Source organism: Chitinophaga alhagiae (genome assembly GCF_003568665.1).
Lineage (GTDB): Bacteria > Bacteroidota > Bacteroidia > Chitinophagales > Chitinophagaceae > Chitinophaga > Chitinophaga alhagiae.
The window spans coordinates 41222-65945 of record NZ_QXMH01000001.1 but is presented as its reverse complement, the minus strand read 5'-3'; the positions used below and the strand labels follow the sequence as shown (position 1 = coordinate 65945).

Below are 24724 nucleotides of genomic sequence, written 5' to 3'. Positions count from 1 at the left end.
TTAACGGACCATATGGAAAAGATCTTTGCCAGCCTCATTACCATCGGGGATGAACTGCTGATAGGGCAGACCATTGACACCAATTCCGCCTGGATGGCGCAGCAGCTGAACGATGCGGGCATCTGGGTGCAACGGCGCGTGGCGGTGGGAGATGACAGGCAGGCCATTATCCGCGCGCTGGAAGAAGAGGGCGCCGATTCCCACATCATCCTCATCACCGGCGGGCTGGGCCCCACGGCGGACGATATTACCAAGCCTGTGCTGTGCGAGTACTTTGGCGGTAAAATGGTGCAGAACGCCGGTGCGTTGCAGAACGTGATGGACATTGTGCAGACCCGCGGCCTGCCCATGCTGGAGCGGAACCTGGAGCAAGCCATGGTGCCCGATGCGGCCACCATTATCCAGAACAAACGCGGCACCGCGCCCGGCATGTGGTTTGAAAAGAACGGGCGCATCTACGTATCCATGCCCGGTGTGCCGCATGAAATGAAAGGCATGATGGAAGGATACGTGATACCGCACCTCCGGCAGCGCTTTACCATGCCCGCGCTGCTGCATCATACCCTCATTACCAGCGGGCAGGGAGAATCTTCCGTGGCGGAGCGCATCAAAGATTTTGAAGCGGCGCTGCCCGCCCATATGAAACTGGCTTACCTGCCCAGCTACGGCCTGCTGAAACTGCGGCTTACTACCTTTGCGCCAGACCAGGCAGCCGCTGAAGCAGATATGAACAAAGCGTTCTCCGAACTGGGCACGCTGCTGGCAGATATCCGCGTGGCAGACCGGGATGAGCCTATGGGCGTTATTCTGGGCAGCCTGCTCAAGACCAGGGGGCTCAGGCTGGGCACCGCGGAAAGCTGTACCGGCGGCAAAATAGCCAGCATGGTCACCGCCGTGCCGGGCAGCTCCGCCTGGTTCAATGGCAGCGTGGTGAGTTATGCCAACGAAACAAAGATGAACGTGCTGGGCGTGCGCGCCGCCACGCTGGAACAATATGGCGCCGTAAGTGAGGAAACCGTGAAAGAAATGGCCGCCGGCGCGCTGGAAGTATTGCGCGCGGACTGTGTGATAGCCGTGTCCGGCATTATGGGGCCAGACGGCGGTTCTCCCGAAAAGCCCGTGGGCACGGTATGGATAGCGGTGGGCGGGAAGAACAGCCTCCGCACCCGGCGTTATCATTTCCGGTACGACCGTGAGCGCAATACCGACATGACCTGCATTGCCGCCATGAACGAACTGCGGAAATGGCTGGAGAACTAATTTCCCTTATTTTTGTCACATCTATCTAATTAATAAAAACGAGCACATTTATGGCAATAGTCGAACTGGTGATGCCCAAAATGGGAGAAAGCATTATGGAAGCCACCATCCTGCGCTGGCACAAAAAGCCGGGAGACAAGGTGAAGGTGGACGAAACGGTGCTGGAGATCGCTACGGACAAGGTTGACAGTGAGGTACCCTCCATTGCGGAAGGGGAGATCACCGAAATATTGTTTAACGAGAACGATGTGGTGCCCGTGGGCACAGTGATAGCCCGTGTGCAAACAGAAGCCGGCGCAACGGTGGCCGCTTCCCCGGCAACGCCGCCTGTGCAGGAAACCAGGGCGGCTGCTTCCGAGACCAGGTTCCAGACGGCGCCTCCGCGCCAGGAGCCAGCGCGCGCCGCAGCCACGCCTCCTTCCGGCGAGCCGCGTTTTTATTCACCGCTGGTACTGACCATTGCCCAGCAGGAAGGCATTCCTTTTGCCGAGCTGGAGAAGGTCCCCGGCAGCGGTGCGGACGGCCGCGTGACCAAAAAAGACATCCTGGACTATGTGGCCAGCCGCGGCAATGCCGTGCAGGAGCCTGAAGTGGTGCATGAAGCGCCGCAGCCCCAGCACGCCCGCGAAATAGCTACCGTACCCGCCGCCAATAGCTACGGCGGCAATGTGGAGATCATTGAAATGGACCGCATGCGCAAGCTGATAGCGGAACATATGGTGCGCAGCAAACAGATCAGCCCGCACGTGACCAGCTTTGCGGAAGCGGACGTGACCAATATGGTACGCTGGAGGGATAATGTAAAAAAAGACTTCGAAAAGCGCGAAGGTGAAAAGATCACTTTCATGCCGTTATTTGTGGAAGCGGTGGTGAAATGCATCAAACGTTTCCCGCTGGTGAACTGCTCGCTGGACGGGGACAAGATCATCCTGAAAAAAGACATCAACATAGGCATGGCCACCGCCCTGCCCAGCGGTAACCTCATTGTGCCGGTGATCCGCAATGCAGACATGCTGAACCTGGTAGGCCTCACCAAACAGGTGAACAACCTGGCCGGCGCGGCGCGGCAAAACCGCCTCAAACCGGAAGACACCCAGAACGGCACGTTCACCATTACCAACGTGGGCACTTTCGGCAGCCTCACGGGCACGCCCATCATCAACCAGCCCCAGGTTGCCATCCTGGCCGTGGGAGCCATTAAAAAGCGCCCCGTGGTGGTAGAGACCGAACAGGGAGATTCCATTGCCATCCGGCATATGATGTACCTCTCCCTTTCATATGACCATCGTATTGTAGACGGCTCCCTCGGTTCTACCTTCCTGAGCGCCGTAGCGCAGGAGCTGGAAAATTTTGATGCCGGCAGAGGATATTGATTATTAATGATTTAAGATAAAAAGACCGCCCGGCAAGCCGGGCGGTCTTTTTATGAGGTTACGGGGGAGTGCGTGCTTTATAGGGTCATTTTCCGGAAAAACGTGCGTAAGTAGTTGGAAATGCGCTGTTTGGAACATTGCTAAAACGGCGTTTATGCCAAAAACATACACTCCCCATGCACTATGGTGGGAGTATCCTGGGAGTAAGGTGGCAGTAACGTGGGAGTAAGGTGGGAGTAAGGTGCTGGTAAAGTAGCCTTTGGGTCTTGTCCTGATATAGCTTTACACCTTGGTTTAGAAAATACTGATATTGGTTTACAGCGTTCAAAATTAATCCTGTTTTCGGTTTACAGGATGATGTTTTGGTCCTGGTTCCGGTTTACAGGCGGTTTCTTCCTTGTTTTCCACCGCTTCCTGAACGTGCCGGTTGCCTGGCGGTAAGCCTGGTCAGGGGTCAGGTAATCGCAACTGGAATGGAGCCGGATGCGATTGTAAGTGTCAATCGCCTGGCATACAGCTTTCCGGGCTTGCGTAAAAGAAGCAAATGTCTCACCCAATCCCAATTCGCTTTTTGTCTTATCCTGAAAAGACTTGACCCGTGCAATATGCCTGTCTTACCCACAAAAAAAAGGCTCCCGGAACCGGAAGCCTTTTATAATCGATGAGTTTGAATTCGGATTAATAACGACGGTCGCGGCCACCGCCACCGTATCCACCGCCACCGCGGGGACCACCGCCTCTGTTCCCACCGCCATTAGGCGCTTTGGGACGGGCCTCGTTAACCATCAGTTGTTTACCTTCCACTTCACTACCGTTCAGACTCTCCATCGCCTTCGCTCCTTCTTCCTGGTTAGGCATTTCAACGAACCCGAAACCGCGGCTACGACCTGTTTCGTGGTCTTTTATGATTTTTGCAGAGGTTACTTGCCCGAATTCGCTGAAGATTTGGTGAAGGTCCTCATCGTTCAACCTGTAGTGCAGGTTGGCTACGTAGATGTTCATGATAAAAAAATTAAAAAATGAAAAATAATACTGAAGTTAAGGAATTAAACGAATAAAAAAAGGTGCCGCTTATTTTTTGCTTCTCCCGCCGTATACCCTGAACAGGCTTGGTTTTGGGCGGATTCAATGCTGTAAGGCTTTTCCAAGGATTATATATATGGCAAAAATATGTGAAATTAAATGAGGCAAACGGGAGATATTAAATTATTTCGTAAATTCAAATACGGCTGTTCCTAAAAGGCCATGGACTTATGAAAGCATTGAGTGACACCTGGTTTGCAGAAGGGTACATAGACTTTGAGCTGAAAAAATACGCCCTGCTGGCCTACCTGCAGGAAATTAACCGCTATTTTAACGAGAACAAGCTCTACCCGCAGTTGGGAGACGTGGTCTTCCATTATAATAACCTGCTGGCCTTCAAGGAGAACAAACAGTTTTTGCAGCAGCATTTCCCCAAACGGCTCACCGCCGTGAACATAGAAAAGCTGCAATTGCTGTACGAACAGATGATCGCTGATGATGAGCTGATGGAAGAGCTGGAGAACATCATCCAGTACTCCCTGCAAAAAATGAACAGTACCATCCGGGAGGGCACGGAAATATACGAGTTTGTGGAGGAGCAGCTGAACATTACGCCGGTAGGGCTTATCCCGCTTGACGTGCAGGAGGGGTACATGCTGCTGTCTGACGGGCGGGCCAGCGATACGCTGGTATACCAGTACCGCCTCACCATTTTTGAGCGGCACGATGAGCGTTACCGCGGCATCCATACAGAATACATCAGCACCTACACGCGCAACCTGGCGCATACCGGCAACAGCATCAAAACAGACCTGATCCGCCACCGGCGGCACCTGCCCAACCCCGCTGTATACACGGTTGAAACAGACCTGGTGTTCCCGCTCACGGAAACGCTGCTGCCGATTGCAAAACGTTGCCTGGTGAAGTATATTACGGTGAATCCTGCGTAGCATTGTGCGTGTAGCAAACGCCCGCCTGCTATTTGCAAAACGTTGCCTGGTAAAGTATATTACGGTGAATCCTGCGTAGCATTGCGCGTGTAGCAAACGCCCGCCTGCTATTTGCAAAACGTTGCCTGGTAAAGTATATTACGGTGAATCCTGCGTAGTGTATCATGTCGTTACTGACCATCCAAGCCATACATGCTTTTGACGCCTGCCGCGGCGTAGTGGAGCAATACGTAGCTGCTACGGGCCACCAGCCAGACCTGCGGGAGTGGGGCATGATCAACCTGCTCATCGGGGACATGATATTGCTGCGGAGCGGCCGCGCCACCGAGCAACTGCGCGCGCAGCTGAAGGCGCGCATTGATGATGCGGTAGAAGGGGAAGCGGTTTTTTTGCTGCTGGCCGCCATTGCAGACCGTAAAATAGGGGCCAACAGCCTGCAGGGTTAGGGCAGCTTCAGCGTTTTGGCGGGCTCGTTGCCGAATTTCACTTCTACTTCATACTGCAGGGGCGCGTAATAAGTGCGCATGGTGTTGCGGATCTTTTCCTTGCACTGCTCCAGGTAGATTGTGTTTTGCTGCAACTGGTCCCGCGAGGTCTCATACAATTTTTTCTGCACCGCGGTGTATGTTTCATCATCAGAAAACATCAGCCAGCCTTTTTTGTTGGCGGTTTCCATCTGGTTGAGGCGCAGCTCGTAACTCAACAGCTGCGGGGCCGGCAGGGATACCAGCACTTTCTTCTTGTCTACCTTCACGGAGAAATTCTGTTCGTTCACATCTACACCATACTTGGCGGTATAAGGCACCGTTACCCAGATGGTATTTTCTGCAAATACTTTTTTCAGGTTGTCTGTCCAGCTGCCGGAGTTCTCTATATTGCTGCGTTTGATGGAGGCGTTGCCCTGTACTTCCAGGCTGGCCAGCTCCGCAATTTCTCTTACAATGAGGCTGTTGGACACTACCTGTTCGTTCACGTTCCGCGAGCCGAAGCGCTGCCCCAGCCAGAAAATGAAAACGATGAAGAGGATAACCACCAGCCATTGAACGATCTTTTTCATACGCAAAAATTACGGTGCTGTTTTATATGTTTCATAAGCGGGGCCAATGCGGCGGCTCATGAACCTTTCCGGGTATTCGTACACGTTGAAGCCGAACTGTGCGTAGAGCCCCTGCGCATCCTCTGTGAGCAACGCCATTCTCCGCAGGTCTTGCAGATCGGGGTGGGAGAGGATGGTTTCCATCAGCCGCTTGGAAAGGCCCTGGCCGCGGTGGGCCGGCAAAATGAACACGTCCGCCAGGTAACCGAAGGTAGCGCGGTCTGTGATGACGCGGGCAAAACCTACCTGTATCCCTTCATGATACACGCCGAAACAGAGCGAGTTGTTAACAGACCTGCGCACAATATCAAGCGGGATGTTTTTCGCCCAATAAGAATCTTCTGAAAGGTACTGGTGAATAACGTTCAGTTGCAGCAATGCCGGGTCTGATGAAATAAGGTACGCGCCTTTACGGGTCTCAACGGGTTGCATGGTACGGATTTAAGTTCGCGCTAAAAATAACGAAAACGCCGGAATACACTTCCGGCGCTTTAAATATTCCGTACGTTTAGTTGGTTATGCATATCGTTGTTTGCGCAATATACGGTTGTACAGTTGCGGCGTAAGCCCCGTCACTTCCATGAACTGGCGCTCCAGGGTATGGCGGCTGGTCTTGAAACGAAGGGCCAGGTCAAGCATGGCCACTTTGCCTTTCTGTTCAGCCAGGTAATCCACAATTTCATCTACCTGGCGCAGGGCCGCGGTCTGGTTGGCCAGCAGGTTGGCCAGCGCACTGTCAAGCACCTGGCGCACGCTTTCCACATCCAGCGCCATGGCGGTGCGCAGCTCCTGCGCAGTTTGCGCCCAGCGGGGGTGTACTTTGGCCAGGTTGCGGTAATAGTTGGTAACGGATTCCATGCTGATGCCCATCAGCCGGTGGCTGGCGTAAGCGTTCAGCTGTACGATAACGGCGTTCAGCGGCCCGGTTACGCGCGCATCTACGCGGCAGGTGAACGGCCCTGTTACAGCCGCTTCCGGCAGTTCAAAAGCCGCATGGTCCGCCGGCTTGAACGCCAGCCCGCCCTGCTGTATAAATACCAGGTATTGTTTGCCGGCCGTAAAAAGCCTTTTTTCCGCAATGTCTGCTGCTGATGTAATGTTCTCGAGAACAATGTATTGTTGCACAAAGGGGTGCAACGTAGTGTCGGGATGAAGGATATAGGTGTTCATAGGTCTGATTGCATTTGTTTTTTCAACCCATCCGCTCAGTAAACTGATGTAAATATACCAAAATTAGTATATGGCAAAACATTTTAATTAGAAAATTTCTTAACATTCACTGAATCCGTTGAAAATCTTCCAGTTAACAGGCAAATAACAAAGCCGGGCGTAAAGACCCGGCTTTTGTTATTATAAAGTGTTGAAGATCAGTAGTCAAATCCCCAATTTCGCCCTTTTTCCACGGCGGGTACGCCGTTTTTGAGCCATTGCGGCGCGGGCGCGCCCTTGAGGAAGTGGTCAAAGAACTGCTGCTCCCTGATCTGGATGTCTTTCCGGTTCTGGCGGTGAATGAGGTTGTGCGCCTCATTATTGTAATTCAGCATCCACACGGGTTTGCCCAGGCGGCGCAGGCCGGTGAACATTTCTATGCCCTGGTACCAGGGTACGGCCCCGTCCGCATCATTATGCATGATGGCCAGCGGCGTGGTCACCTTGGGGAGGTGGAAGAGCGGGGAGTTCTCTATGTACAGCTCCGGCTTTTCCCACAGGGTGGCGCCAATACGGCTTTGCGTATGTTCGTACTGGAACTGCCGGTTCATGCCGCTTTCCCAGCGTATGCCGCCGTAGGCGCTGGTCATGTTGGCAACGGGCGCGCCGGCCCAGGCGGCCTTGAACATGGGGGTGGCGGTAATGAGGTAACATACCTGGTAACCGCCCCAGCTCTGCCCCTGTATGCCTATGTTGTCCTTATCTATCCACGGTTGGCGGGCCAGCGCTTCGGCGCCGCTTACTATGTAGTTATAAGCGCTTTTGCCGGGGTGGCCTTCCTCATAACGGATATCAGGCGCCAGCACCACGTAGCCGCGGCTTACAAAAAAAGAGATGTTGAGGCGCGAGGGGGTGGGCGCGGGCGCCTGGTAGCTGTACAGCCCGTCTGTCAGCTTCTCGTAGAAATAGATCAGCACGGGGTACTTTTTCTTCGGGTCAAAATCTTCGGGCTTGTATACGATGCCTTCCGTGGTTTTCCCGTTATAGGTGGCCCAGGAAAACAGCTCCGCCGTTCCCCAGTTATAGGAGGCCTGCTGCGGGTTGATGGCGCTGAGGCGCTCCGCGGTGGCTATATCCCGGCCGGCGTACACGTCTGGAGACGCCACGTAGGTTTGCCGTTGAAAGGTATATACGTTGGCGTCTTTTGCCTTTTCGGGCGCCAGGTAGGCGTACGGGCCCATCACGATCTGCTGCGGGCCTTTTTTGCCGCCCAGCTGCAGGCTGTAGTAACCGCCGTAGCGGGTGGAGTCATTGAAGGCTCTCAGCAGCAGGGTCTGTTTGGGCTTGAAATACCGTTCTTCCCGGTCCAGCTTCACGTTGCGCAGTTCCGTTCTTGTTTTGCGGCCCAGGCCCTGCGTGATCATAACGGGCGGGGTTTTGCCGCTGGGGTCTGTTTGCCAGATATCGTACCGGTCGTTCAGGTATACATATTTATCCCCTTCCATCCAGCCGCTGGGCATGTAGGGGCGCGGGTAATCCGGCATGTCCATTTCCTCGTCCGCCATCTTTACCGGCATGCCCTTGCTGATGCTGCGCGTGGCGCCGCCGGCAATATCGTAAGAGAACCATTCGCCGGCGGGCAGGTCAAACCACATGAGGTATTTGCCCTGCGGGGAGGGGTAGAAGTAGCCCAGCAGATCGTCTTTGATCAGCTTGCGTTCCCCGGTGCGTACGTTCACCAGGTAAGCGGTTTTGGCGGTGTTGCCCGTCCACTGCATGGCAACGCGGTGTTCCTTGTCCGTATAACCGATGCCGTAGGGCGCATTGCCTTCGTCCAGTTGCACAAATGTTTCCAGGTCAGGGTTTCCCAGCTGCGTCATGCGGTTTTCTCCGCCGGCGGGGAAGTATGCGGCGGCGTAGCTTTTATTCAGTTCCCGGGTAAGGTTCCTGAGCTGCATGGTTTGCAGGTAATCATCTTTATAATGCCAGATGTCTACCTTGGCCACCTCAAAGTCTACAATGGTAGTGTCTTTGGGCGGGGCTACCGGCGCGGTGCCAAAGTACAGGGCCGTACCGTTTTTGCTGAAGTTGATGTTCCCGTGCTCGGACACGGCCCATTTTGCGGGCATGCCGGGCGTACCGCGGTTTACGGCAATACGGGCGCTATCCTGCCCGGTACGGAAGTAATACAGGGAGAAGAACTTTTGCGGTGCTTTGGCGCTGTCCCTGCTGCCGGCGTAGGCCAGCTGCTGCCCTTTTTCATCAAAGGCGAACTGTGCAAAAGTGCCCTGCCCGCGGCTGAGGGTGTCTGCCGCGCGGTTCTGTACGTCCCACAGCCATACGCCTGCTTTGCCCAGTGTGTCTTTTTTGGGCGGGTTGACCACCAGCGCTATTTTGGTGCCGGGTTTGTTGAGGGTGTAGGCGGTAACGCTCTTCACGGTGTCTGCCGTGGCTTTGCGCAGGTCCATGATCACCAGGTGGCCTGCTTCGGCACCGCCCGGCTTGCCGGGCGTATCTTCGTCCGCATCGCTGCCGTCTTTGGCCGGTGCTGGTTTTTTGCCGCCTTTGGCGGTATCTGTTTTAGGCGCGTCTATCAGGTAGGCCAGCAGGCCGCTGCCTTTTTCCGGCGTTTTGAAAGACCTGACGTTGGGCACGGCCAGGTAAATGCTTTTTTCTCCGCCCAGCAGTATAACGCCCATGGAGTCTTTCGGCATCTGGTCCGGCGCTTTTTTCTTGATGCGGGCCTGCCTTACGTCTTTAAAAAAGGGTTTGATGCTGAACACCACGTACCGGGAGTCTTCCGTGAAAACGGGCGCCGCGCCGCGGGGAACGGTCATTTCCTGCCGGTTTTCCAGGTTGCGCACCACCAGGGTGGCGTCTCCTTCCTGCGGGGTGATGGTATAGGCCACCCATTTGCCGTTGTTGCTGATGGCTTTAGTGCCAATGCTTTGCCATCCGTCATATACGCTATGGTCAAGCGGTTTTTTGGATTGGGCGTTCAGGCCTGCCGGTAACAATAAGGTCAGGGACAGGAGCCAGCCTGGAGATAGTTTCATAAGCCGTTTGTTGATTTTGTTGCGCTGCAAAATAACAATTCCGGCCGCAAATAGGAAAGGAAGCAGGATGAGCGGTTATGCGGTAATGGCGCCCCTGCGGCTTTGCCGCGCCACCCGCAGCATTTGCAGCACCACGGAGAGCAGGATAAGGCCCAGCCCGGCGTAGAAGCCGTTGTGCAGGTCCTTGTTTTCCCTGAACAGCAAAAACGCCAGTGCAATGGTGTACAGCGGCTCCAGGTTAAAGCAGAGGTTGACCGTGAACGCGGATATTTTCTGCAGCGCGTTCATGGAAAGGGTGTACATGAGCACGGTGCAGAACCAGCTCAGGAGCAGCAGGTAAACAAGATCCATGGCGGAAGGCATCAGGGAGGCCACGGGGAAAACATGCAGGTAGAAGGGCATTACCAGGCTGATGCCGATGAACCCTACCGCCAGTTCGTAAAACGTGATATTGGGCGTATCGTACTGCACTACCAGTTTTTTGTTGAGCACGGTGAACAGCGCGCAGAACATGGAAGACAGGATGCCGAGCAGAATGCCGGTACGGTATTGCGTGTCAAAATGGAAAATGAGCATAATGCCGGCCAGCGTGAGCATGCTGAGCAGCAGCTCTACCGTGTCAAAGCGGCGGCGGTTGATGAGCGGGTCAAACAGGGCGGTAAAGAGGCTGGTGAGCGAAAAGCATACCACCCCTATAGATACGTTGGCGTATTTGATGCTGGCATAAAAGAACACCCAGTGCAGCGCTACTATAAAACCGGTGAAGCCGATGCGGAGCACAGCCTGCCGGGGCAGCCTGCGCAGGGTGCCCTGGAACCTGTACAGGAAGAACATGGTCACCACCGTTATCAGCAGGCGGTACCATACCAGCAGCCCTTCGTTGAGCGTGATGAGTTTGCCAAGAATACCTGTAAAACCGGCGAGGAATACAGAAAGATGGAGTTGAAGGAACGCTTTTTTCATTTTCCGAACAGGCTTTGCCACTGAATTTTCAGTACGCCCAATATGCCTTCTTTCACAATGCCTTTGCTCATTTTGGAATAGCCTTCTTTACGGTCTATGAACGTGATGGGTACTTCCTTGATGGTAAAGCCCAGTTTCCAGGCGGTGAACTTCATTTCTATCTGGAACGCGTAGCCTACGAACTGTATCTTGTCCAGCTCAATTTTTTCCAGCACGGCCTTTTTGTAGCAAACAAAACCGGCTGTAGCGTCTCTTACGGGCATCCAGGTAATGAAGCGTACGTAAATGGAAGCGCCGTAGGAGAGCACCGCCCTGTCCCAGGGCCAGTTCTCTGTTTTGCCGCCTTTCACGTAACGGGAGCCCACCGCCAGGTCCGCCCCTTCGTGCGCGCAGGCGTGGTGGAGGCGCACCAGGTCCGCAGGGTTGTGGGAAAAGTCTGCGTCCATTTCGAAAATATACTGGTAACCCCTGGCCAGCGCCCACTTGAAACCGTGGATGTAGGCCGTGCCAAGGCCCAGTTTGCCTTTCCTTTCTTCGAGGAACAACTGTTCCGGGTATTGCGCCTGCAGTTCTTTTACGATACCGCCGGTGCCGTCCGGAGAGCCATCGTCTACTATCAGCACATGGAAAGCCTGCTGTAATGAGAATACCGCGCCAATGATCTGACGTATATTATCCTTCTCATTGTACGTAGGTATGATAACCAACTTTTCCAATTAGCGGTAGCTTTTTTTAGGATGGCGAAAATAGGGAATATCCCCCGCAAAATAGTGCGTTTTACCAAACATTACAATTTTTTTAGCATCATACTGGTGTAGATCTCTGTCAGTTTTTGCTTGGTATTGAGGGGGAAGTCCGCTTTCATCATCCAGTCGTAATACTGCGGTTCTACTTTCAGCACGTCCCTTACGGGGCGGCCTTTGTATTTACCGAAGTTGAACATCTCCACGCCGTTCTGCATCACCATGCGGCGGGCAAAATCCACATAGTCGTCTTCCTTGGTGAAGGCGGCCAGGGCGTCCATATCCGGTTTCAGCTGGGTTTCATACCGCACCAGCTGGGCCTCTAGTATCTCAAAGGTGGCCACGGCATCTGCTTCCGCGCTGTGGGCGTTTTCCAGGTCTTTATCGCAATAGAACTTGTAGGCGGCGCTGAGGGTGCGTTTTTCCATGAGGTGGAAAATTTTCTGCACGTCTACAAAGCGGCGGTCGCTGATGTCGAAAGTAAGGTCTGCGCGCAGAAATTCCTCCACCAGCATGGGGATGTCGAAGCGGTTGGAATTGTAGCCCGCAATATCGCAATGTTCCAGGAACTGGCGCAGTTCATTGGCCAGCTGTTTGAAGAGGGGCGCGTCTTTCACGTCTTCGTCCGTAATGCCGTGAATGGCTGTGCTGGCGGGCGGAATGGGCATACCGGGATGAATGCGCTTTACTTTCCGGAGCACGGAACGGTCCGGCATCACTTTAATGATCGCGATCTCGATAATACGGTCTGTGGCTACATTGGTGCCTGTTGTTTCCAGGTCTATGATTGCCAGGGGGCGGGTGAGTTGTAAAGCTGACATGTGTTATGATGGTTTCTTAACCGATAAATATTTTTTCAATCCTGCAAAATCAAGCCCTTCGTAATCGCCGGAGCTCATCATGAGCAGGTTGGTGTTATCAAAGTCCTGCTGGTCCAGGAAAGTTTCCAGGGCAGCGCGGCTGGTGAGTATGGTAAGGTCTTCCCGGCCAAATCCTTTTTTGATCACGTCCGGGTTCAGGTCTGGCATGCGTTTGATCTCCAGGGCGTGGGCGCTGTAGAACACCGCGGCCGTGTCTGCCGGGGCCAGGGCGCCGGCGTACTCTGTCATAAAACCGGCATTCAGGCTGCTGAAGGTATGCAATTCCAGCACGGCTACTAGCTTGCGGCCGGGGTATTGCTGCCGTACCGCAGTAATGGTGGCCCTTACCTTGGAGGGGGCATGCGCAAAATCTCGGTAAATGGCCGTATCCGCGTTTTTGGCTACCAGCTCCAGGCGTTTGGCCGCTCCCCTGAAGCTGGCAATGGCGGCCAGGAAGTCTATGTCACCGATGCCCAGGGCGCGGCAAACCAGCAGGGCGGCGTGGATGTTCAGCAGGTTATGCTCGCCGAACACCAGCAGGTCTGTAGACACATTGCCGAAGCGCACCCGCGTAGTGCCGTTGAGGATGGTATGCTCCGGCACGCCGTAGGGGATGCGCTCCAGGTGGCCGCCTTCGCGCTCCACGAGGGCGCGCAGGGTTTCGTCCCCGTGGTTGTAGATCAGCTTGCCGCCCGGCTCCATGGTGCGGATAAAAATGGCAAACTGCTCCAGGTATATGTCAAAAGTGGGAAATACATTGATGTGGTCCCAGGCAATGCCGCTCAGCACGGCTATGTGGGGGTGCAGGAAGTGGAACTTGGGCCTTTTTTCCAGCGTGGAAGCGGGGTACTCGTCCGCCTCGCATACAATCAGCGGCGCATCAGTGATGTTGACGGACTGGGAGAAACCTTCCAGGCGGGCGCCCACCAGGTAGTCAAACTGCACCTGGCATTGCTGCAGCACGTGCATGATCATGGCCGTGATGGTGGTTTTGCCATGGCTGCCGCCTACGGCCACCCGGGTCTTTCCCTGGCTTTCCTGGTAAATATACTCGGGGAAGGAATAGATCTTCAGGCCCAACTGCTGCGCTTTGGCCAGCTCGGGGTTGTCTGCCCGGGCGTGCATGCCGAGTATCACCGCGTCTAGGTCAGCCGTAACCCGGGAGGGCTCCCAGCCGATGGCGGGGGGGAGGATGCCGGCATTGGCCAGGTTGGTACGCGCCGGCTCGTAAATTTCGTCATCGCTGCCGCTCACCTGGTAGCCTTTGTTCCGGAGGGCGATGGCCAACTGGTGCATGACGCTGCCGCCTATCGCTATGAAATGTACTTTAGCCATGCTTTTCAGGTCTTTATGTGTGTGTTTTGCCTGTTATAACAAGTAATTAACATCACATAAGATTGTTTTTTTTAATATAAAGTATATATTTGCAAAATAACGTTACAAAATACGATTCACAAAGTTCTATAATCCAAGCCTATGAAATTTCGTTTATTTGCAAAAAAGCAAGCTATGAAATCAGTTTACCGCGTAATTGGTACATTTTGTGTGATGGCGGTCATTGCTGCCATGTTTTCTTCCTGCGCCTCGCAGAAGCTGGGTTGCCCTATGAAGATCACCAAGGTACAGCAGGAGAAAGACAAAACGTGTTAGTGAATTTTAAAAATGGAACGAGATGTGGACCGCACTGGAAAGTGAAGAGCAGTTGAATAAGATACAGGAACATTCTTTTAACCACCCGGTCGTTATATTCAAACATAGCACCCGCTGCAGCATCAGCAGTATGGTAAAGAGCAGGCTGGAGCGGTCTGCGGGGCCGGAGGGCATGGAGTTCTATTACCTTGACCTTATCCGGTACCGCGCGGTGAGCAACCATATTGCGGACCTGTACAAGGTAGGGCATGAGTCTCCCCAGGTATTGCTGATCCGCAACGGGGAGTGCATATATGACGAGAGCCATTATGCCATCAGTATGGAAGAACTGGCTTTACAGCATTAAAAGCATTGAAAGAGGCGTGCCACAGGCGCGCTTTTTTTTACGGCCGGTTGTTGCGGGCGTTCCGTCCTGCATGCTTCAACCGGTGGTAACCGGCGCACGGGGCGTTCTGTCCTGCATGCTTCAACCGGTGGTATCCGGCGCACGGGGCGTTCTGTCCTGCATGTTTCAACCGGTGGTAACCGGCGCACGGGGCGTTCCGTCCTGCATGTTTCAACCGGTGGTAACCGGCGCACGGGGCGTTCTGTCCCGCATGCTTCAACCGGTGGTAACCGGCGCACGGGGCGTTCTGTCCTGCATGTTTCAACCGGCCGTAACCGGCGCATCAGGCGTTTTATCCCCTTCTTTCTTTTAACCGGCCTCTGTTGTTTTTTATTAGCTTTGCTGCTATGAAACATCGTATAGTTGTGGCGGTTACGGGCGCCAGCGGGTCTATTTATGCCAGGCAGTTGCTGAACAAGCTGGCTGCCCTGAAAAAGCAGATAGACCAGGTGGCCATTGTGATGACGGCCAATGCCAGAACAGTGTGGGAAACCGAGCTGGATGACCGGGGCTTTGAGCACCTGCCGTTCCCGGTATTTACGCAAAACGATTTTCATGCCCCTTTTGCCTCCGGCAGCGGGCGTTTCAATACCATGATCATCTGCCCCTGTTCCATGGGTACCCTGGGCCGCATTGCCGGCGGTATTTCCAATGACCTGATCACCCGCGCGGCAGACGTGGTGCTGAAGGAGCGCCGCAAGCTGATCTGCGTGCTGCGGGATACGCCTTACAACCTCATTCACATCCGCAACATGCAGACCGTAACGGAAGCGGGCGGCATTATTTGCCCCGCCACGCCTTCTTTTTACAGCAAGCCCGCCACCATTGAAGCAGTGGCGGCTACGGTAACAGACCGCGTCATAGACCTGGCCGGGCTGGAGCAGGATACGTTCCGGTGGGGGGAGTAGGAGGTGGAAGAGGCATATAGTGGTGTGCCCGGGAGCTGAAGAGCGGTATACCGGTGTATCAGGAAGGCCTGCACACCGCCGGCAAATAATAACTGCAAGAGAATTGACACTTTATGAAAATAGCCATCATCAACGGCCCCAACCTCAACCTCCTGGGCAAACGGGAACCAGAGGTATACGGCAGCCTTACTTTTGAGCAATACCTGGATACGCTGAAACAACAGTTCCCGGATGTCAGCTTTGATTATTTCCAAAGCAACGTGGAAGGGGAAATTGTAAACCACCTGCATGCGGTAGGTTTTTCTCACAACGGCATTTTGCTGAACGCGGGGGCTTACACCCATACGTCCGTAGCCATCCGCGATGCTATTGCGGGTATCAAAACGCCCGTGGTGGAGATACACATCAGTAATATTTACGCCCGGGAAGAGTTCAGGCATACGTCATTAACGGCCGCCAAGGCCGTGGGGGTTATTTGCGGGCTGGGCATGCAGGGGTATGCGCTGGGCGTGAATTATTTCCTGTCAGGGAAGTAAGCCGGCGGGTTGTATAACAAACCATTGCGGCGGTAAATTACTGCCGCTACGTCATAAAAAAGGGCCGGTTTGCAGCCGGCCCTTTTTTTATCTTCTACCCGCGCGTGACGCGGATCACGTAGTCTTCTACCTGTACCTGGTACGCCGGGGCCTTCTTTTTGATGTAATTGGTCAGTTCTTCTATGGTGGGGTAATCATTCTCCCCGGTGAAGCCCTGCGCGTCATCTATCAGCAATACATGCGGCACGTCTTGCTGCAGAATGGCGTCCAGCTCCGCGTAAATGGGCGTCCAGAGGTCTCCCTTGGCGGTAATGCCGGCGGAGTAATGCCCGTCCAGCCAGAAAATGGCGGGCCCTTTCAGCTGGGGCACAATGCTGTGCAGCACCTTGCCGCTGTCTCCCTGGTACAGCTCCACCTTCGGGCTTTTGCGGAAGCGGATCTTTGCCCGCTGGTGCAGGTCTTCGCTCAGCTCTATGGAGAGAATGCGGGCAAAGTTGGGCAGCTGCGCGGCGATCATATCACCCAGGTAAGTGCCGGTTTCCACCAGCGTCTGTATGCCGTAGCGGTCTTTATATGCCTGGATGATCTTCTGTTTGGCAATGTGCGGCATGGGCAGCGGTTTGCCCTGCTCCAGCCAATGCTGGTAGGTGGCTTCCGCCTGTTCCTGGAGCTTCCGGAAACGGATGTTATGCCTGTATACTTTAAACTGCTGCAACATGGTATGCTAAAGTTCGGTAAAATTTGCGGGTTAGTGTGCGTGAGAGTGGTCGCAGCATTCTTTTTCTTCCTTGAACGCTTCGCGGGGCTTGAGGCCCAGCAGCTCAAACATCATGTGGTCTTCTTCAAAAGAAGGGTTCTTAGTGGTCAGCAGTTTTTCCCCGGTAAAGATGGAGTTGGCGCCGGCCATAAAACACATGGCTTGCTCAGACAGGCTCATTTCCGCGCGGCCGGCGCTGAGGCGCACCATGGCCTGCGGCATCAGGATGCGGGCCGTGGCTATCATGCGCACCATGTCCCAGAACTCTACCTTGGGCATATGCTCCAGCGGCGTGCCTTTTACGCGGGTAAGGGCATTGATGGGCACAGAATCAGGGTGTTCCGGCATGGTGGAAAGGGTGAGCAGCATGTTGATGCGGTCTTCATGGCTTTCTCCCAGCCCTATGATGCCGCCGCAGCAAACGGTAACGCCGGCTTTGCGCACATTGTCTATGGTCTTCAGGCGGTCGTCGTAAGTGCGGGTGGTGATGATCTCACCGTAATATTCGTCAGAAGTGTCCAGGTTGTGGTTGTAGGAATAGAGGCCGGCATCCGCCAGTTTTTGGGCCTGGCTTTCCGTGAGCATGCCCAGGGTGCAGCACACTTCCATGCCTATTTCATTTACGCCTTTCACCATGTCTATCACCCGGTCAAAGTCCCGGTTGTCCCGCACTTCGCGCCAGGCCGCGCCCATGCAGAAGCGGGTGGAGCCGGCTTCTTTGGCCTTGCGGGCAAAGGCCAGCACCTCGTCTTTTTTCATGAGGGCCTGTACATCGATACCGGTATTATAGCGTGCTGCCTGGGGGCAATAAGCGCAGTCTTCAGAACATCCGCCTGTTTTGATGGAGAGCAGGGTACATACCTGTACCTCCGCCGTGTCCTGGTACTGGCGGTGCAGGGTGGCGGCGCGGTACATCAGCTCCAGCAGGGGAGTGTTATAAATATCCTTTATTTCTTCAAGTGTCCAGTCGTGACGGATCATAAACTTCGGATTTAGCGGCAAACATACAAATCAATTGCGAATAACGAGCGGGGAACGCCTGAATTATGTCGAATTTTTTGCATCTGTAACGGGCGGATGCGGGCCGCCAGGTATGCGTGGACCGGTTGGCAATGCCAGGCCGGGAAGCACCGCGCCCGTTCCGCATTGATCTTACGGGTACAGGAAATCAATGCCCGGCCGGGAGGCGCCGCGCCCGTTCCGCATTGATCTTACGGGTACTGGAAATCAATGCCAGGCCGGGAGGCACCGCGTCCGTTCCGCATTGTTCTCACGGGTACAGGAAATCAATGCCCGGCCGGGAAGCACCGCGCCCGTTCCGCATTGATCTTACGGGTACAGGAAATCAATGCCCGGCCCGGGAGGCGCCGCGCCCGTTCCCGGCCCTTACAGGTACTGGAAATTCGTTTTCGGCGTAATGTTCAGCAGCGTCTCGTATATCAGGCGGATGGTGTTCTCTATATCGTCTTTTTTGATCATTTCCACCGTGGTATGCATGTAACGCAGCGGAATGCTGATCAGGGCGGAGGGCGTACCGTCGTTAGCGTAGGCGAACGCGTCCGTATCCGTGCCGGTGCTGCGGCTTACGGCGTGCAGCTGGTGGGGGATGTTCTCCTTCTTCGCCGTTTTGATGATCAGGTCGCGGAGAATGTTGTGTACGGCGGGGCCGTAGGTGATGCTGGGGCCGTTGCCGCATTTGATCTCCCCTTCAATGTTCTTGTTGATCATGGGGGTGGTGGTATCGTGCGTTACATCGGTGATGATGGCCACGTTGGGCTTGATGCGTTTGGCGATCATTTCCGCGCCCCGCAGGCCCACTTCTTCCTGTACGGCGTTCACAATGTAGAGGCCGAAGGGCAGGCGCTGTTTGTGCTCTTTCAGCAGGCGGGCCACTTCGGCTATCATGAAACCGCCCACGCGGTTGTCCATGGCGCGGCATACATAGTTATCGTACGCCAGTTCTTCAAAGTTGGCATCAAAGGTGACCACGCAGCCTACGTGAATGCCCAGCGCTTCCACCTCCTTGCGGTTGCGGGCGCCGCAGTCAATAAAAATGTTGTCTACCTTGGGCTGCGGGTCTTTCCCTTCCGTGCTGCGCAGGCGGGTATGAATGGCCGGCCAGCCGAACACGGCCTTTACAATGCCTTTTTCCGTATGGATGTTGACCCGCATGGAGGGGGCAATGGCCTGGTCTGACCCGCCGTTGCGGATCACATAGATCAGCCCTTCCGGCGAAACGTAGTTCACGAACCAGGATATTTCATCGGCGTGGGCCTCTATCACCACCTTGAAGGCGGCTTCCGGGTTGATCACGCCTACGGCGGAGCCGTACGGGTCTACGATGGTATCGTCTATATATGGTTTCAGGTATTGCAGCCAGAGTTTTTGCCCTTCCTTTTCAAAGCCTGTAGGAGAGGGGTTGTTGAGATAGTCCTTTAAAAAAGCCAGCGAGTCTTTCGTTAGTATGGATTTCTGTTTTTTAGCCATCTTGTTCTTTTAAGTGCGTAAAAATAAGTATTCCGCCTCAAATTCCGCCCGCCAGCCGCCAGCCGGCGTGTATCAGGGCAGACAGCATCATGAGCCCGTCCAGGAAAAAATAGTACACATAGTCTGACGTGTGCGTTTGCGCGTACCGTTTCACCATGCCCGTTACCACTACCGGTACCAGCAGGCTGAACAGCGCAAACAGCGGCACGGCGGGCGCCAGCAGAAAGGCGCATATCCAGGCCACTATCAGGGAGCCGTAATAAAGCCCGTTCAGGTGCGGGTCTTTGAGATGGGTGATGAGGCTGCGGATGCCCGCCTGGCGGTCTTCTTCCCGGTCCCGGTAATCAAACAGGATGCAGATGGCGTACACCAGGAAGAAGCGGTATACGGTGAGGTACACCACGTCCGGCTGTATGTTTTCGGCTATGAGCGCGGGCAGGGTGGTGGTTACGTACGTCCACACCCCGGCCAGGAAGATGGTTTTGCCCACGGCAATTTTGCTGAGCCAGCGGAACATGGGCAGCTTGGGGGCGGAGTACAGGAAGGTGAGCACCACGGCCCCGCAGAGGGGCAGCCAGTGTTCCGCCAGGGGAATAATGAACCAGCCGGCGCCCAGCAGCCCTGCCACGCAGCCCGCCAGTTGCAGGGCGCGTTGCCGCTGGCCCCATAGGATACGCTCGGAATGTTTGAGGGAGCCGGGGGTCAGGTACCAGTGAAAGTTGTAGCTGCAGATGGTGGAAAAGAAAACGAAGCAGAAATAGTTGTACCGGTCATACCGCAGGCCGAGTATTTCTGAAGATTCCCAGGCCATCAGCACGGCGCAAACGGCAATATAGATGGAACTGAAGAGTATGAAGTTGAAGAATCCCCTTAACATGGGGGCTAAAATTAGACAAAAAACCGTTTTGTTACACAAACGTGCCAAAACAGCCGCAGGCCTTGGATGGCAGCATGTTTGGTGTTATTTTTCGGGTTATCTTTGCAGCTGTCATGTTCAAGCGGCATTCGCATATCCTATACCGGTTCTTTGATGCCTCGTGGTTCCGCATCGTACACCTGGGTGTTTCTCCCGCCATGTCTTTTGTGGAGGCGCGGCGCACCAAGCTATTGAACCTGCTGGCGCTGCCCTGCATTCCCGTTATAGGTTTTTTTGCCGTGCTGAACGCTTTACAGGGCCGCTGGCTGCTCTCTGCGCTCAACCTCAGTACTACGCTGGCCTGCGTGGCCGTGCTGGTGCTGCACACAAAAAGGAAATACCTGAGCGCACGCTGGGTGCTGATCGTTTTCAGCATCATCGTGTATACTTTCACAGGACTTTATTTTCACAACGGGGCGGAGTACTTCCTGCTCAATATCCTTGTCTGCGCCATACTGGTATATGATAATAAATGGGTGATCGCCGCGCTCAGCGTGGTGATCTGCGGTGCGTTCATCACCATTGTGCTGATGCCGCAGGAGTGGCGGCTGGCCCCGCCCGTGCCACCGGGGCGCGTGTGGCTGAATATGGCCAGCGCGCTGGTTTTTATACCCATTGCCTTGAGCTTTTTCAAACGCATCCAGCACGATTACCACCAGGAAATAGACCGGCAGCGGCAGGCGCTGGCCGGCATGAACAAAGACAAGGAAAAGCTGCTGTCTATTGTTACGCACGATGTGCGCAGCCCGCTGGCCACGCTGGAGGTGCTGCTGGACATGTTCGGCAAAGGGGAGTACCCGCAGGAGATGATGGAAGAAGCCGCCGCCGTGCTGCACACCAAAGTGGCGCAGCTGGGCGGGGCGCTTGACAATGTGCTGCGCTGGAGCTCCCGCAGCATGAAAGGCATCCGTACCAACCCGGAAGATGTGCTGCTGGCCCAGCTCATTACGGAAACGCTGCAGTTTTTCCAGATGGTGATACAGGAAAAAGGCCTGCAGGTGGAAGTGCAGGTATCCCCGGTGGCGGCCGTGTATGCGGACCGTGACCAGGTGCTGGTGATCTTGCGCAACCTGTTCAGCAACGCGGTCAAGTTCAGCTACCCGGGCGGCAAGATCATATTGCATGCCGTGCGCGAAGGGGAGCAGGTGGCGTTGCATATTACAGACCAGGGCAAAGGCATGACGGCGGCGCAGCTCGGCGGCCTGTTCACCTCCTGGCAAAACCCTGGCTATGGCACCGGCGGCGAGCGCGGCACGGGGCTGGGCATGTTGCTCAGCAACGAGTTTGCACAGCAGAACGGGGGCGCTATAAAAGTAGAAAGCGTGCCGGAGGCCGGCACGCATTGTACGGTATATCTGCCGGCAGGGGAGCTGCCGGTAATGGCATCGTGATGGCGGCGGGTTACCCGGGGCTGCCGGACGGTATTGCCGGGCCCGGGCGTGCGGCCGGTTACAACGGAATGTTCCCGTGTTTCTTCCGCGGTACGTTCACCACTTTATTCTCCAGCATTTTATAGCCTTTGATCAGTTTCTCCCGGGTCTCTTCCGGCATCACTACTTCGTCTATATATCCTTTTTCCGCGGCCAGGTACGGGTTGGCAAAGCGTTCCGTATAGTCCGCCACCAGCTCGTTCATGCGGGTTTCCGGCTCGGGGGAGGCGTCTATTTCCTTTTTATAGATGATCTCCACCGCGCCTTTGGGCCCCATTACGGCAATTTCCGCCTGGGGGAAGGCGAAGTTGAGGTCTGCGCCAATGTGTTTGGAGTTCATCACGCAATAGGCGCCGCCGTAAGCCTTGCGGGTGGTAACGGTGATCTTGGGCACGGTGGCCTCGCTCAGGGCAAACAGCAGCTTGGCGCCGTTGGTGATGATGCCGTTCCACTCCTGGTCCGTACCGGGCAAAAAGCCGGGCACGTCTACCAGTACCAGCAGGGGAACATTGAAGGCATCGCAGAAGCGGGTGAAACGCGCGCCTTTCACGGAGGCGTGAATGTCAAGCACGCCGGCCAGCACGGCGGGCTGGTTGGCCACAATGCCAATGCTTCTGCCGGCTATGCGGGCAAAACCCACAATGATGTTGTCCGCAAAGTCCTTATGTACTTCCAGGAAGCTGCCGGCGTCTGTCAGCTCGGCAATTACTTCCTTCATATCGTAGGGCTGGTTGGGGTTTTCGGGGATCATGGCGTTCAGCGCGGGGCGGCTTTCGCTGCCGCCTTCGTAGGGGTATACGGGCGCTGTGTCTTCACAGTTCTGCGGCATATAGCTGAGCAGGTCCCTGATGCGCTGGATGCACTCCACTTCGTTGCTGCAGGCAAAATGGGTAACGCCGCTTTTGGTGGCGTGGGTATGCGCGCCGCCCAGGGCTTCGGAGGTCACTTCTTCGTGCGTTACTGTTTTGACCACGTTGGGGCCGGTTACGAACATGTAAGAAGTGTTCTCCACCATGAGTATAAAATCCGTGATGGCGGGCGAGTATACGGCGCCGCCCGCGCAGGGGCCCATAATGGCGGATATTTGCGGTATAACGCCGGAGGCGCGGGTATTGCGGTAAAAAATATCGGCATATCCCGCCAGGCTCACTACGCCTTCCTGTATGCGGGCGCCGCCGCTGTCATTGAGGCCGATCAGGGGCGCGCCGTTTTCCATGGCAAGGTCCATGATGCGGCAGATCTTGCGGGCATGCGGCTCGGAGAGGCTGCCGCCGTAAACGGTAAAGTCCTGCGAGAAAACATATACCAGCCTGCCGTTCACTGTACCGTAACCGGTTACCACCCCGTCTCCCGGAAACTGTTCCTGCTCTGTGGTCAGCCCTTTGTTGCGGTTGTGTACCAGCATGCCGATCTCTTCAAAAGAACCTTCGTCCAGCAGCAATTGCAGCCGCTCGCGGGCGGTGAGCTTGCCTTTCTTGTGTTGGGAATCGATACGTGCCTGCCCGCCGCCCAGTTTGGCCGCGGCTATTTTGGAATGTAGTTCCTGTATCTTGCTCATACGTGTAAAAATACGGAAAGCGGGGCTAATCCGTTGCAATACATGAAGAAATGCGCTGTTAGCGGTGTATGGCTACTTTGGGAAGGGTCAGCGTATCGCTGCTGTTGCCGGCGTTGTCTACTATGAACACGCGGTATTGCAGGGTGTCAGGGTTGGGTACCAGGTCAGGGTCGCGGCCGTCTCTCAGGCGCATGCGCACATCGTCTCCCAGGTCGCTTACGTACAACACCACCTCTGCGTCTATTTTGGTGCCCTTGTGGCTTTCCAGCGCGGGCATGAATACTTCGTCAAATTTTGTTTCATCCTCAAACCTGATATCGTTCACGAACATGGCGCTTTCGGTATCCCCGTCCGCGTCCTGCAGCTGAAAGGTGAAGGTGAGCATCTTCAAGTCTGCCGGCACGTCTTCTGTAGAAACGGACTTGAAGGTGAGCTTGGGTTTGTTCCCCTCAAGCGCCGGATCTTTCTTGCAACCCAGGAAGGTGATCAATATAGTGGATAAAACAAATATTTTCTTCATATAACAAACGTACATTAATTTAAGCAAAAGGCAAAGTAACTGTATTATTAACGCCGCCCCTCCCCGGTTTGTTACATGCAAGGTCGTAAATTTGCACCCGATGAACCAATTGTCTGCAGACCGGATCTTTACCGTCCGGCGCCCGGAGGCCCTGGCGCTGGAGCTTTTTCATGCCCAGTACGCGGGCAACGAGCTGTACCGGGCCTATGTGAACGCGCTGGGCGTACAGCCGGCGCAGGTACGGTCTGTTTTGCAGGTGCCTTTTCTGCCCATCCAGTTTTTCAAAACGCACCGGGTTACCACCGGCAGCTTTGAGCCGGCCGCGGTATTTGAAAGCAGCGGCACCACCGGTGCGGTCAACAGCCAGCACCTGGTGAAAGACACGGACATCTATACACGAAGTTTCATGGAGGCCTTCCGGCTTTTTTACGGGCCGGTAGAAAACTATGTGGTGCTGGGCCTGCTGCCTTCCTACCTGGAAAGGCGGCATTCTTCGCTGGTGTACATGGTGCAGGAAATGATCAAACGCAGCGGCCGCCCGGAAAGCGGTTTTTACCTCTACGAGCACGGCAAGCTGGCCCAAACCCTGGAGGCCCTGGAGGCCCGCCGCCAGCCGGTGCTGCTCATTGGCGTTACCTTTGCCCTGCTGGATTTTGCGGAGCAGTACCCCATGCGGTTGCAGCACACCATTGTGATGGAAACGGGGGGCATGAAGGGCCGCCGGGAAGAGTGGACGCGGGAAGCGCTGCATGCCTGGCTGCGGCAGCGCCTGGGCGTGCCCGCCGTTCATGCGGAATACGGGATGACGGAGCTGCTTTCCCAGGCCTATTCCACCGGTAAAGGCCTGTTCCGCTGCCCGCCCTGGATGCAGGTGCTGGTGCGGGACGAGAACGACCCCTTCCAATTGTCTGCCGCCAATGCCGCCGGGGTCATCAACGTGATAGACCTGGCCAACATACACTCCTGCGCGTTCATTGCCACGGAAGATATTGGCCGCCTGCAGGAAGACGGCAGCTTTGAAGTGCTGGGGCGGCTGGATAATTCCGCGCTGCGGGGCTGCAGCCTGATGGTGAGTTAGGTAATTTTCTTTAATATGTTTACCTT

General features: G+C 55.1%; 26 protein-coding genes. 10 read left to right on the top strand and 16 right to left on the bottom strand.

Annotated elements, in window-relative coordinates; translation table 11 throughout:
- The first annotated feature begins 12 nt into the window (after window positions 1-12).
- Complete coding sequence (locus D3A97_RS00250) at window positions 13-1260, top strand: CinA family nicotinamide mononucleotide deamidase-related protein (protein WP_119075436.1); 1248 nt, start codon at window positions 13-15, stop codon at window positions 1258-1260.
- Between the two features lie 50 nt (window positions 1261-1310).
- Window positions 1311-2633, top strand: a complete 1323-nt coding sequence (locus tag D3A97_RS00245) for a dihydrolipoamide acetyltransferase family protein (RefSeq protein ID WP_119075433.1) — start codon at window positions 1311-1313, stop codon at window positions 2631-2633.
- Between the two features lie 347 nt (window positions 2634-2980).
- Here D3A97_RS00245 and D3A97_RS25320 read toward each other — a convergent pair whose 3' ends face one another.
- Together D3A97_RS25320 and rbp are read right to left on the bottom strand one after the other, a co-directional pair.
- A complete protein-coding gene (locus D3A97_RS25320) occupies window positions 2981-3238 on the bottom strand; it encodes an integrase core domain-containing protein (protein WP_119075430.1) in 258 nt (85 codons plus the stop codon).
- Window positions 3239-3311: 73 nt separating this feature from the next.
- Window positions 3312-3635 (bottom strand): RNA-binding regulator, encoded by a 324-nt coding sequence (rbp, locus tag D3A97_RS00235; RefSeq protein ID WP_119075427.1) that lies wholly within the window; start codon window positions 3633-3635, stop codon window positions 3312-3314.
- A 251-nt stretch (window positions 3636-3886) separates the two neighbouring features.
- On the opposite strand from rbp, the gene D3A97_RS00230 reads away from it, so the two are divergent.
- Both D3A97_RS00230 and D3A97_RS00225 read left to right on the top strand, forming a co-directional pair.
- A complete protein-coding gene (locus D3A97_RS00230; RefSeq protein WP_119075424.1) occupies window positions 3887-4606 on the top strand; it encodes a hypothetical protein in 720 nt (239 codons plus the stop codon).
- A 164-nt stretch (window positions 4607-4770) separates the two neighbouring features.
- Window positions 4771-5052, top strand: a complete 282-nt coding sequence (locus D3A97_RS00225) for a hypothetical protein (protein WP_119075422.1) — start codon at window positions 4771-4773, stop codon at window positions 5050-5052.
- On the opposite strand, the gene D3A97_RS00220 is transcribed toward D3A97_RS00225, so the two are convergent.
- The 8 genes from D3A97_RS00220 to D3A97_RS00185 all read right to left on the bottom strand — a co-directional run bounded on the left by D3A97_RS00220 (window position 5049) and on the right by D3A97_RS00185 (window position 13808).
- Window positions 5049-5663 carry a DUF4230 domain-containing protein gene (locus D3A97_RS00220; protein ID WP_119075419.1) on the bottom strand — a complete coding sequence of 205 codons (615 nt, stop codon included), beginning with the start codon at window positions 5661-5663 and terminating at the stop codon, window positions 5049-5051. The genes D3A97_RS00225 and D3A97_RS00220 overlap by 4 nt on opposite strands.
- A gap of 9 nt (window positions 5664-5672) precedes the next feature.
- Complete coding sequence (locus D3A97_RS00215) at window positions 5673-6134, bottom strand: GNAT family N-acetyltransferase (RefSeq protein WP_119075416.1); 462 nt, start codon at window positions 6132-6134, stop codon at window positions 5673-5675.
- A gap of 84 nt (window positions 6135-6218) precedes the next feature.
- Window positions 6219-6872 carry a DUF6597 domain-containing transcriptional factor gene (locus tag D3A97_RS00210; protein ID WP_119075413.1) on the bottom strand — a complete coding sequence of 218 codons (654 nt, stop codon included), beginning with the start codon at window positions 6870-6872 and terminating at the stop codon, window positions 6219-6221.
- 197 nt (window positions 6873-7069) lie between these two features.
- A complete protein-coding gene (locus tag D3A97_RS00205) occupies window positions 7070-9907 on the bottom strand; it encodes an alpha/beta hydrolase family protein (RefSeq protein ID WP_119078352.1) in 2838 nt (945 codons plus the stop codon).
- 75 nt (window positions 9908-9982) lie between these two features.
- On the bottom strand, window positions 9983-10870 hold the full coding sequence (locus D3A97_RS00200; RefSeq protein ID WP_119075410.1) for a DMT family transporter: 888 nt from the start codon (window positions 10868-10870) through the stop codon (window positions 9983-9985).
- Window positions 10867-11586, bottom strand: a complete 720-nt coding sequence (locus D3A97_RS00195) for a polyprenol monophosphomannose synthase (protein WP_119075408.1) — start codon at window positions 11584-11586, stop codon at window positions 10867-10869. The genes D3A97_RS00200 and D3A97_RS00195 overlap by 4 nt, the downstream gene beginning before the upstream one ends.
- A gap of 71 nt (window positions 11587-11657) precedes the next feature.
- On the bottom strand, window positions 11658-12434 hold the full coding sequence (locus tag D3A97_RS00190; protein WP_119075405.1) for a 3'-5' exonuclease: 777 nt from the start codon (window positions 12432-12434) through the stop codon (window positions 11658-11660).
- A 3-nt stretch (window positions 12435-12437) separates the two neighbouring features.
- Window positions 12438-13808 carry a UDP-N-acetylmuramate--L-alanine ligase gene (locus D3A97_RS00185; protein WP_119075402.1) on the bottom strand — a complete coding sequence of 457 codons (1371 nt, stop codon included), beginning with the start codon at window positions 13806-13808 and terminating at the stop codon, window positions 12438-12440.
- A gap of 174 nt (window positions 13809-13982) precedes the next feature.
- On the opposite strand from D3A97_RS00185, the gene D3A97_RS24750 reads away from it, so the two are divergent.
- The 4 genes from D3A97_RS24750 to aroQ all read left to right on the top strand — a co-directional run bounded on the left by D3A97_RS24750 (window position 13983) and on the right by aroQ (window position 15952).
- Window positions 13983-14123 (top strand): hypothetical protein, encoded by a 141-nt coding sequence (locus tag D3A97_RS24750; RefSeq protein WP_157986279.1) that lies wholly within the window; start codon window positions 13983-13985, stop codon window positions 14121-14123.
- Between the two features lie 22 nt (window positions 14124-14145).
- Window positions 14146-14469 (top strand): bacillithiol system redox-active protein YtxJ, encoded by a 324-nt coding sequence (gene ytxJ, locus D3A97_RS00180; RefSeq protein WP_119075400.1) that lies wholly within the window; start codon window positions 14146-14148, stop codon window positions 14467-14469.
- 386 nt (window positions 14470-14855) lie between these two features.
- The gene (locus tag D3A97_RS00170; RefSeq protein ID WP_119075395.1) at window positions 14856-15416 is read left to right on the top strand and encodes a UbiX family flavin prenyltransferase; all 561 of its coding nucleotides are present in this window, start codon (window positions 14856-14858) and stop codon (window positions 15414-15416) included.
- Window positions 15417-15529: 113 nt separating this feature from the next.
- The gene (gene aroQ / locus D3A97_RS00165; protein WP_119075393.1) at window positions 15530-15952 is read left to right on the top strand and encodes a type II 3-dehydroquinate dehydratase; all 423 of its coding nucleotides are present in this window, start codon (window positions 15530-15532) and stop codon (window positions 15950-15952) included.
- A gap of 94 nt (window positions 15953-16046) precedes the next feature.
- Here the strand turns inward: aroQ and D3A97_RS00160 are convergent, their stop codons facing one another.
- The 4 genes from D3A97_RS00160 to D3A97_RS00145 all read right to left on the bottom strand — a co-directional run bounded on the left by D3A97_RS00160 (window position 16047) and on the right by D3A97_RS00145 (window position 20073).
- Window positions 16047-16670: a hypothetical protein gene (locus D3A97_RS00160; RefSeq protein ID WP_119075391.1), complete on the bottom strand. Its 624-nt coding sequence runs from the start codon at window positions 16668-16670 to the stop codon at window positions 16047-16049.
- Between the two features lie 30 nt (window positions 16671-16700).
- A complete protein-coding gene (gene bioB, locus D3A97_RS00155) occupies window positions 16701-17690 on the bottom strand; it encodes a biotin synthase BioB (RefSeq protein ID WP_119075389.1) in 990 nt (329 codons plus the stop codon).
- Between the two features lie 405 nt (window positions 17691-18095).
- The gene (locus D3A97_RS00150) at window positions 18096-19196 is read right to left on the bottom strand and encodes a M42 family metallopeptidase (protein ID WP_119075387.1); all 1101 of its coding nucleotides are present in this window, start codon (window positions 19194-19196) and stop codon (window positions 18096-18098) included.
- Between the two features lie 37 nt (window positions 19197-19233).
- The gene (locus D3A97_RS00145) at window positions 19234-20073 is read right to left on the bottom strand and encodes a UbiA family prenyltransferase (protein ID WP_119075385.1); all 840 of its coding nucleotides are present in this window, start codon (window positions 20071-20073) and stop codon (window positions 19234-19236) included.
- Window positions 20074-20186: 113 nt separating this feature from the next.
- Between D3A97_RS00145 and D3A97_RS00140 the strand changes: the two genes are divergently transcribed.
- Window positions 20187-21503, top strand: coding sequence for a sensor histidine kinase (locus tag D3A97_RS00140; protein WP_157986278.1), 1317 nt, complete (start codon window positions 20187-20189; stop codon window positions 21501-21503).
- Between the two features lie 58 nt (window positions 21504-21561).
- Here the strand turns inward: D3A97_RS00140 and D3A97_RS00135 are convergent, their stop codons facing one another.
- Entirely contained in the window at window positions 21562-23100 is a 1539-nt protein-coding gene (locus D3A97_RS00135; RefSeq protein WP_119075380.1) for an acyl-CoA carboxylase subunit beta, read from the bottom strand.
- A gap of 58 nt (window positions 23101-23158) precedes the next feature.
- On the bottom strand, window positions 23159-23620 hold the full coding sequence (locus D3A97_RS00130) for a hypothetical protein (RefSeq protein WP_119075378.1): 462 nt from the start codon (window positions 23618-23620) through the stop codon (window positions 23159-23161).
- A gap of 100 nt (window positions 23621-23720) precedes the next feature.
- Here D3A97_RS00130 and D3A97_RS00125 point away from each other — a divergent pair, with 100 nt between their 5' ends.
- The gene (locus D3A97_RS00125; protein ID WP_119075376.1) at window positions 23721-24698 is read left to right on the top strand and encodes an acyl-CoA synthetase family protein; all 978 of its coding nucleotides are present in this window, start codon (window positions 23721-23723) and stop codon (window positions 24696-24698) included.
- The last annotated feature ends 26 nt before the right edge of the window (window positions 24699-24724 follow it).

Coding starts and splice junctions, on each gene's coding strand:
- D3A97_RS00150 (WP_119075387.1), bottom strand. CDS start 19,196: ATGGCTAAAAAACAGAAATCCATACTAACGAAAGACTCGCTGGCTTTT.
- D3A97_RS00130 (WP_119075378.1), bottom strand. CDS start 23,620: ATGAAGAAAATATTTGTTTTATCCACTATATTGATCACCTTCCTGGGT.
- D3A97_RS00210 (WP_119075413.1), bottom strand. CDS start 6,872: ATGAACACCTATATCCTTCATCCCGACACTACGTTGCACCCCTTTGTG.
- D3A97_RS00230 (WP_119075424.1), top strand. CDS start 3,887: ATGAAAGCATTGAGTGACACCTGGTTTGCAGAAGGGTACATAGACTTT.
- bioB (WP_119075389.1), bottom strand. CDS start 17,690: ATGATCCGTCACGACTGGACACTTGAAGAAATAAAGGATATTTATAAC.
- D3A97_RS00245 (WP_119075433.1), top strand. CDS start 1,311: ATGGCAATAGTCGAACTGGTGATGCCCAAAATGGGAGAAAGCATTATG.
- D3A97_RS00225 (WP_119075422.1), top strand. CDS start 4,771: ATGTCGTTACTGACCATCCAAGCCATACATGCTTTTGACGCCTGCCGC.
- D3A97_RS00200 (WP_119075410.1), bottom strand. CDS start 10,870: ATGAAAAAAGCGTTCCTTCAACTCCATCTTTCTGTATTCCTCGCCGGT.
- D3A97_RS00170 (WP_119075395.1), top strand. CDS start 14,856: ATGAAACATCGTATAGTTGTGGCGGTTACGGGCGCCAGCGGGTCTATT.
- ytxJ (WP_119075400.1), top strand. CDS start 14,146: ATGTGGACCGCACTGGAAAGTGAAGAGCAGTTGAATAAGATACAGGAA.
- D3A97_RS00190 (WP_119075405.1), bottom strand. CDS start 12,434: ATGTCAGCTTTACAACTCACCCGCCCCCTGGCAATCATAGACCTGGAA.
- D3A97_RS00135 (WP_119075380.1), bottom strand. CDS start 23,100: ATGAGCAAGATACAGGAACTACATTCCAAAATAGCCGCGGCCAAACTG.
- D3A97_RS00145 (WP_119075385.1), bottom strand. CDS start 20,073: ATGTTAAGGGGATTCTTCAACTTCATACTCTTCAGTTCCATCTATATT.
- D3A97_RS00205 (WP_119078352.1), bottom strand. CDS start 9,907: ATGAAACTATCTCCAGGCTGGCTCCTGTCCCTGACCTTATTGTTACCG.
- D3A97_RS24750 (WP_157986279.1), top strand. CDS start 13,983: ATGAAATCAGTTTACCGCGTAATTGGTACATTTTGTGTGATGGCGGTC.
- D3A97_RS00215 (WP_119075416.1), bottom strand. CDS start 6,134: ATGCAACCCGTTGAGACCCGTAAAGGCGCGTACCTTATTTCATCAGAC.
- D3A97_RS00125 (WP_119075376.1), top strand. CDS start 23,721: ATGAACCAATTGTCTGCAGACCGGATCTTTACCGTCCGGCGCCCGGAG.
- aroQ (WP_119075393.1), top strand. CDS start 15,530: ATGAAAATAGCCATCATCAACGGCCCCAACCTCAACCTCCTGGGCAAA.
- D3A97_RS00140 (WP_157986278.1), top strand. CDS start 20,187: ATGTTCAAGCGGCATTCGCATATCCTATACCGGTTCTTTGATGCCTCG.
- rbp (WP_119075427.1), bottom strand. CDS start 3,635: ATGAACATCTACGTAGCCAACCTGCACTACAGGTTGAACGATGAGGAC.
- D3A97_RS00250 (WP_119075436.1), top strand. CDS start 13: ATGGAAAAGATCTTTGCCAGCCTCATTACCATCGGGGATGAACTGCTG.
- D3A97_RS00185 (WP_119075402.1), bottom strand. CDS start 13,808: ATGGCTAAAGTACATTTCATAGCGATAGGCGGCAGCGTCATGCACCAG.
- D3A97_RS00220 (WP_119075419.1), bottom strand. CDS start 5,663: ATGAAAAAGATCGTTCAATGGCTGGTGGTTATCCTCTTCATCGTTTTC.
- D3A97_RS00160 (WP_119075391.1), bottom strand. CDS start 16,670: ATGTTGCAGCAGTTTAAAGTATACAGGCATAACATCCGTTTCCGGAAG.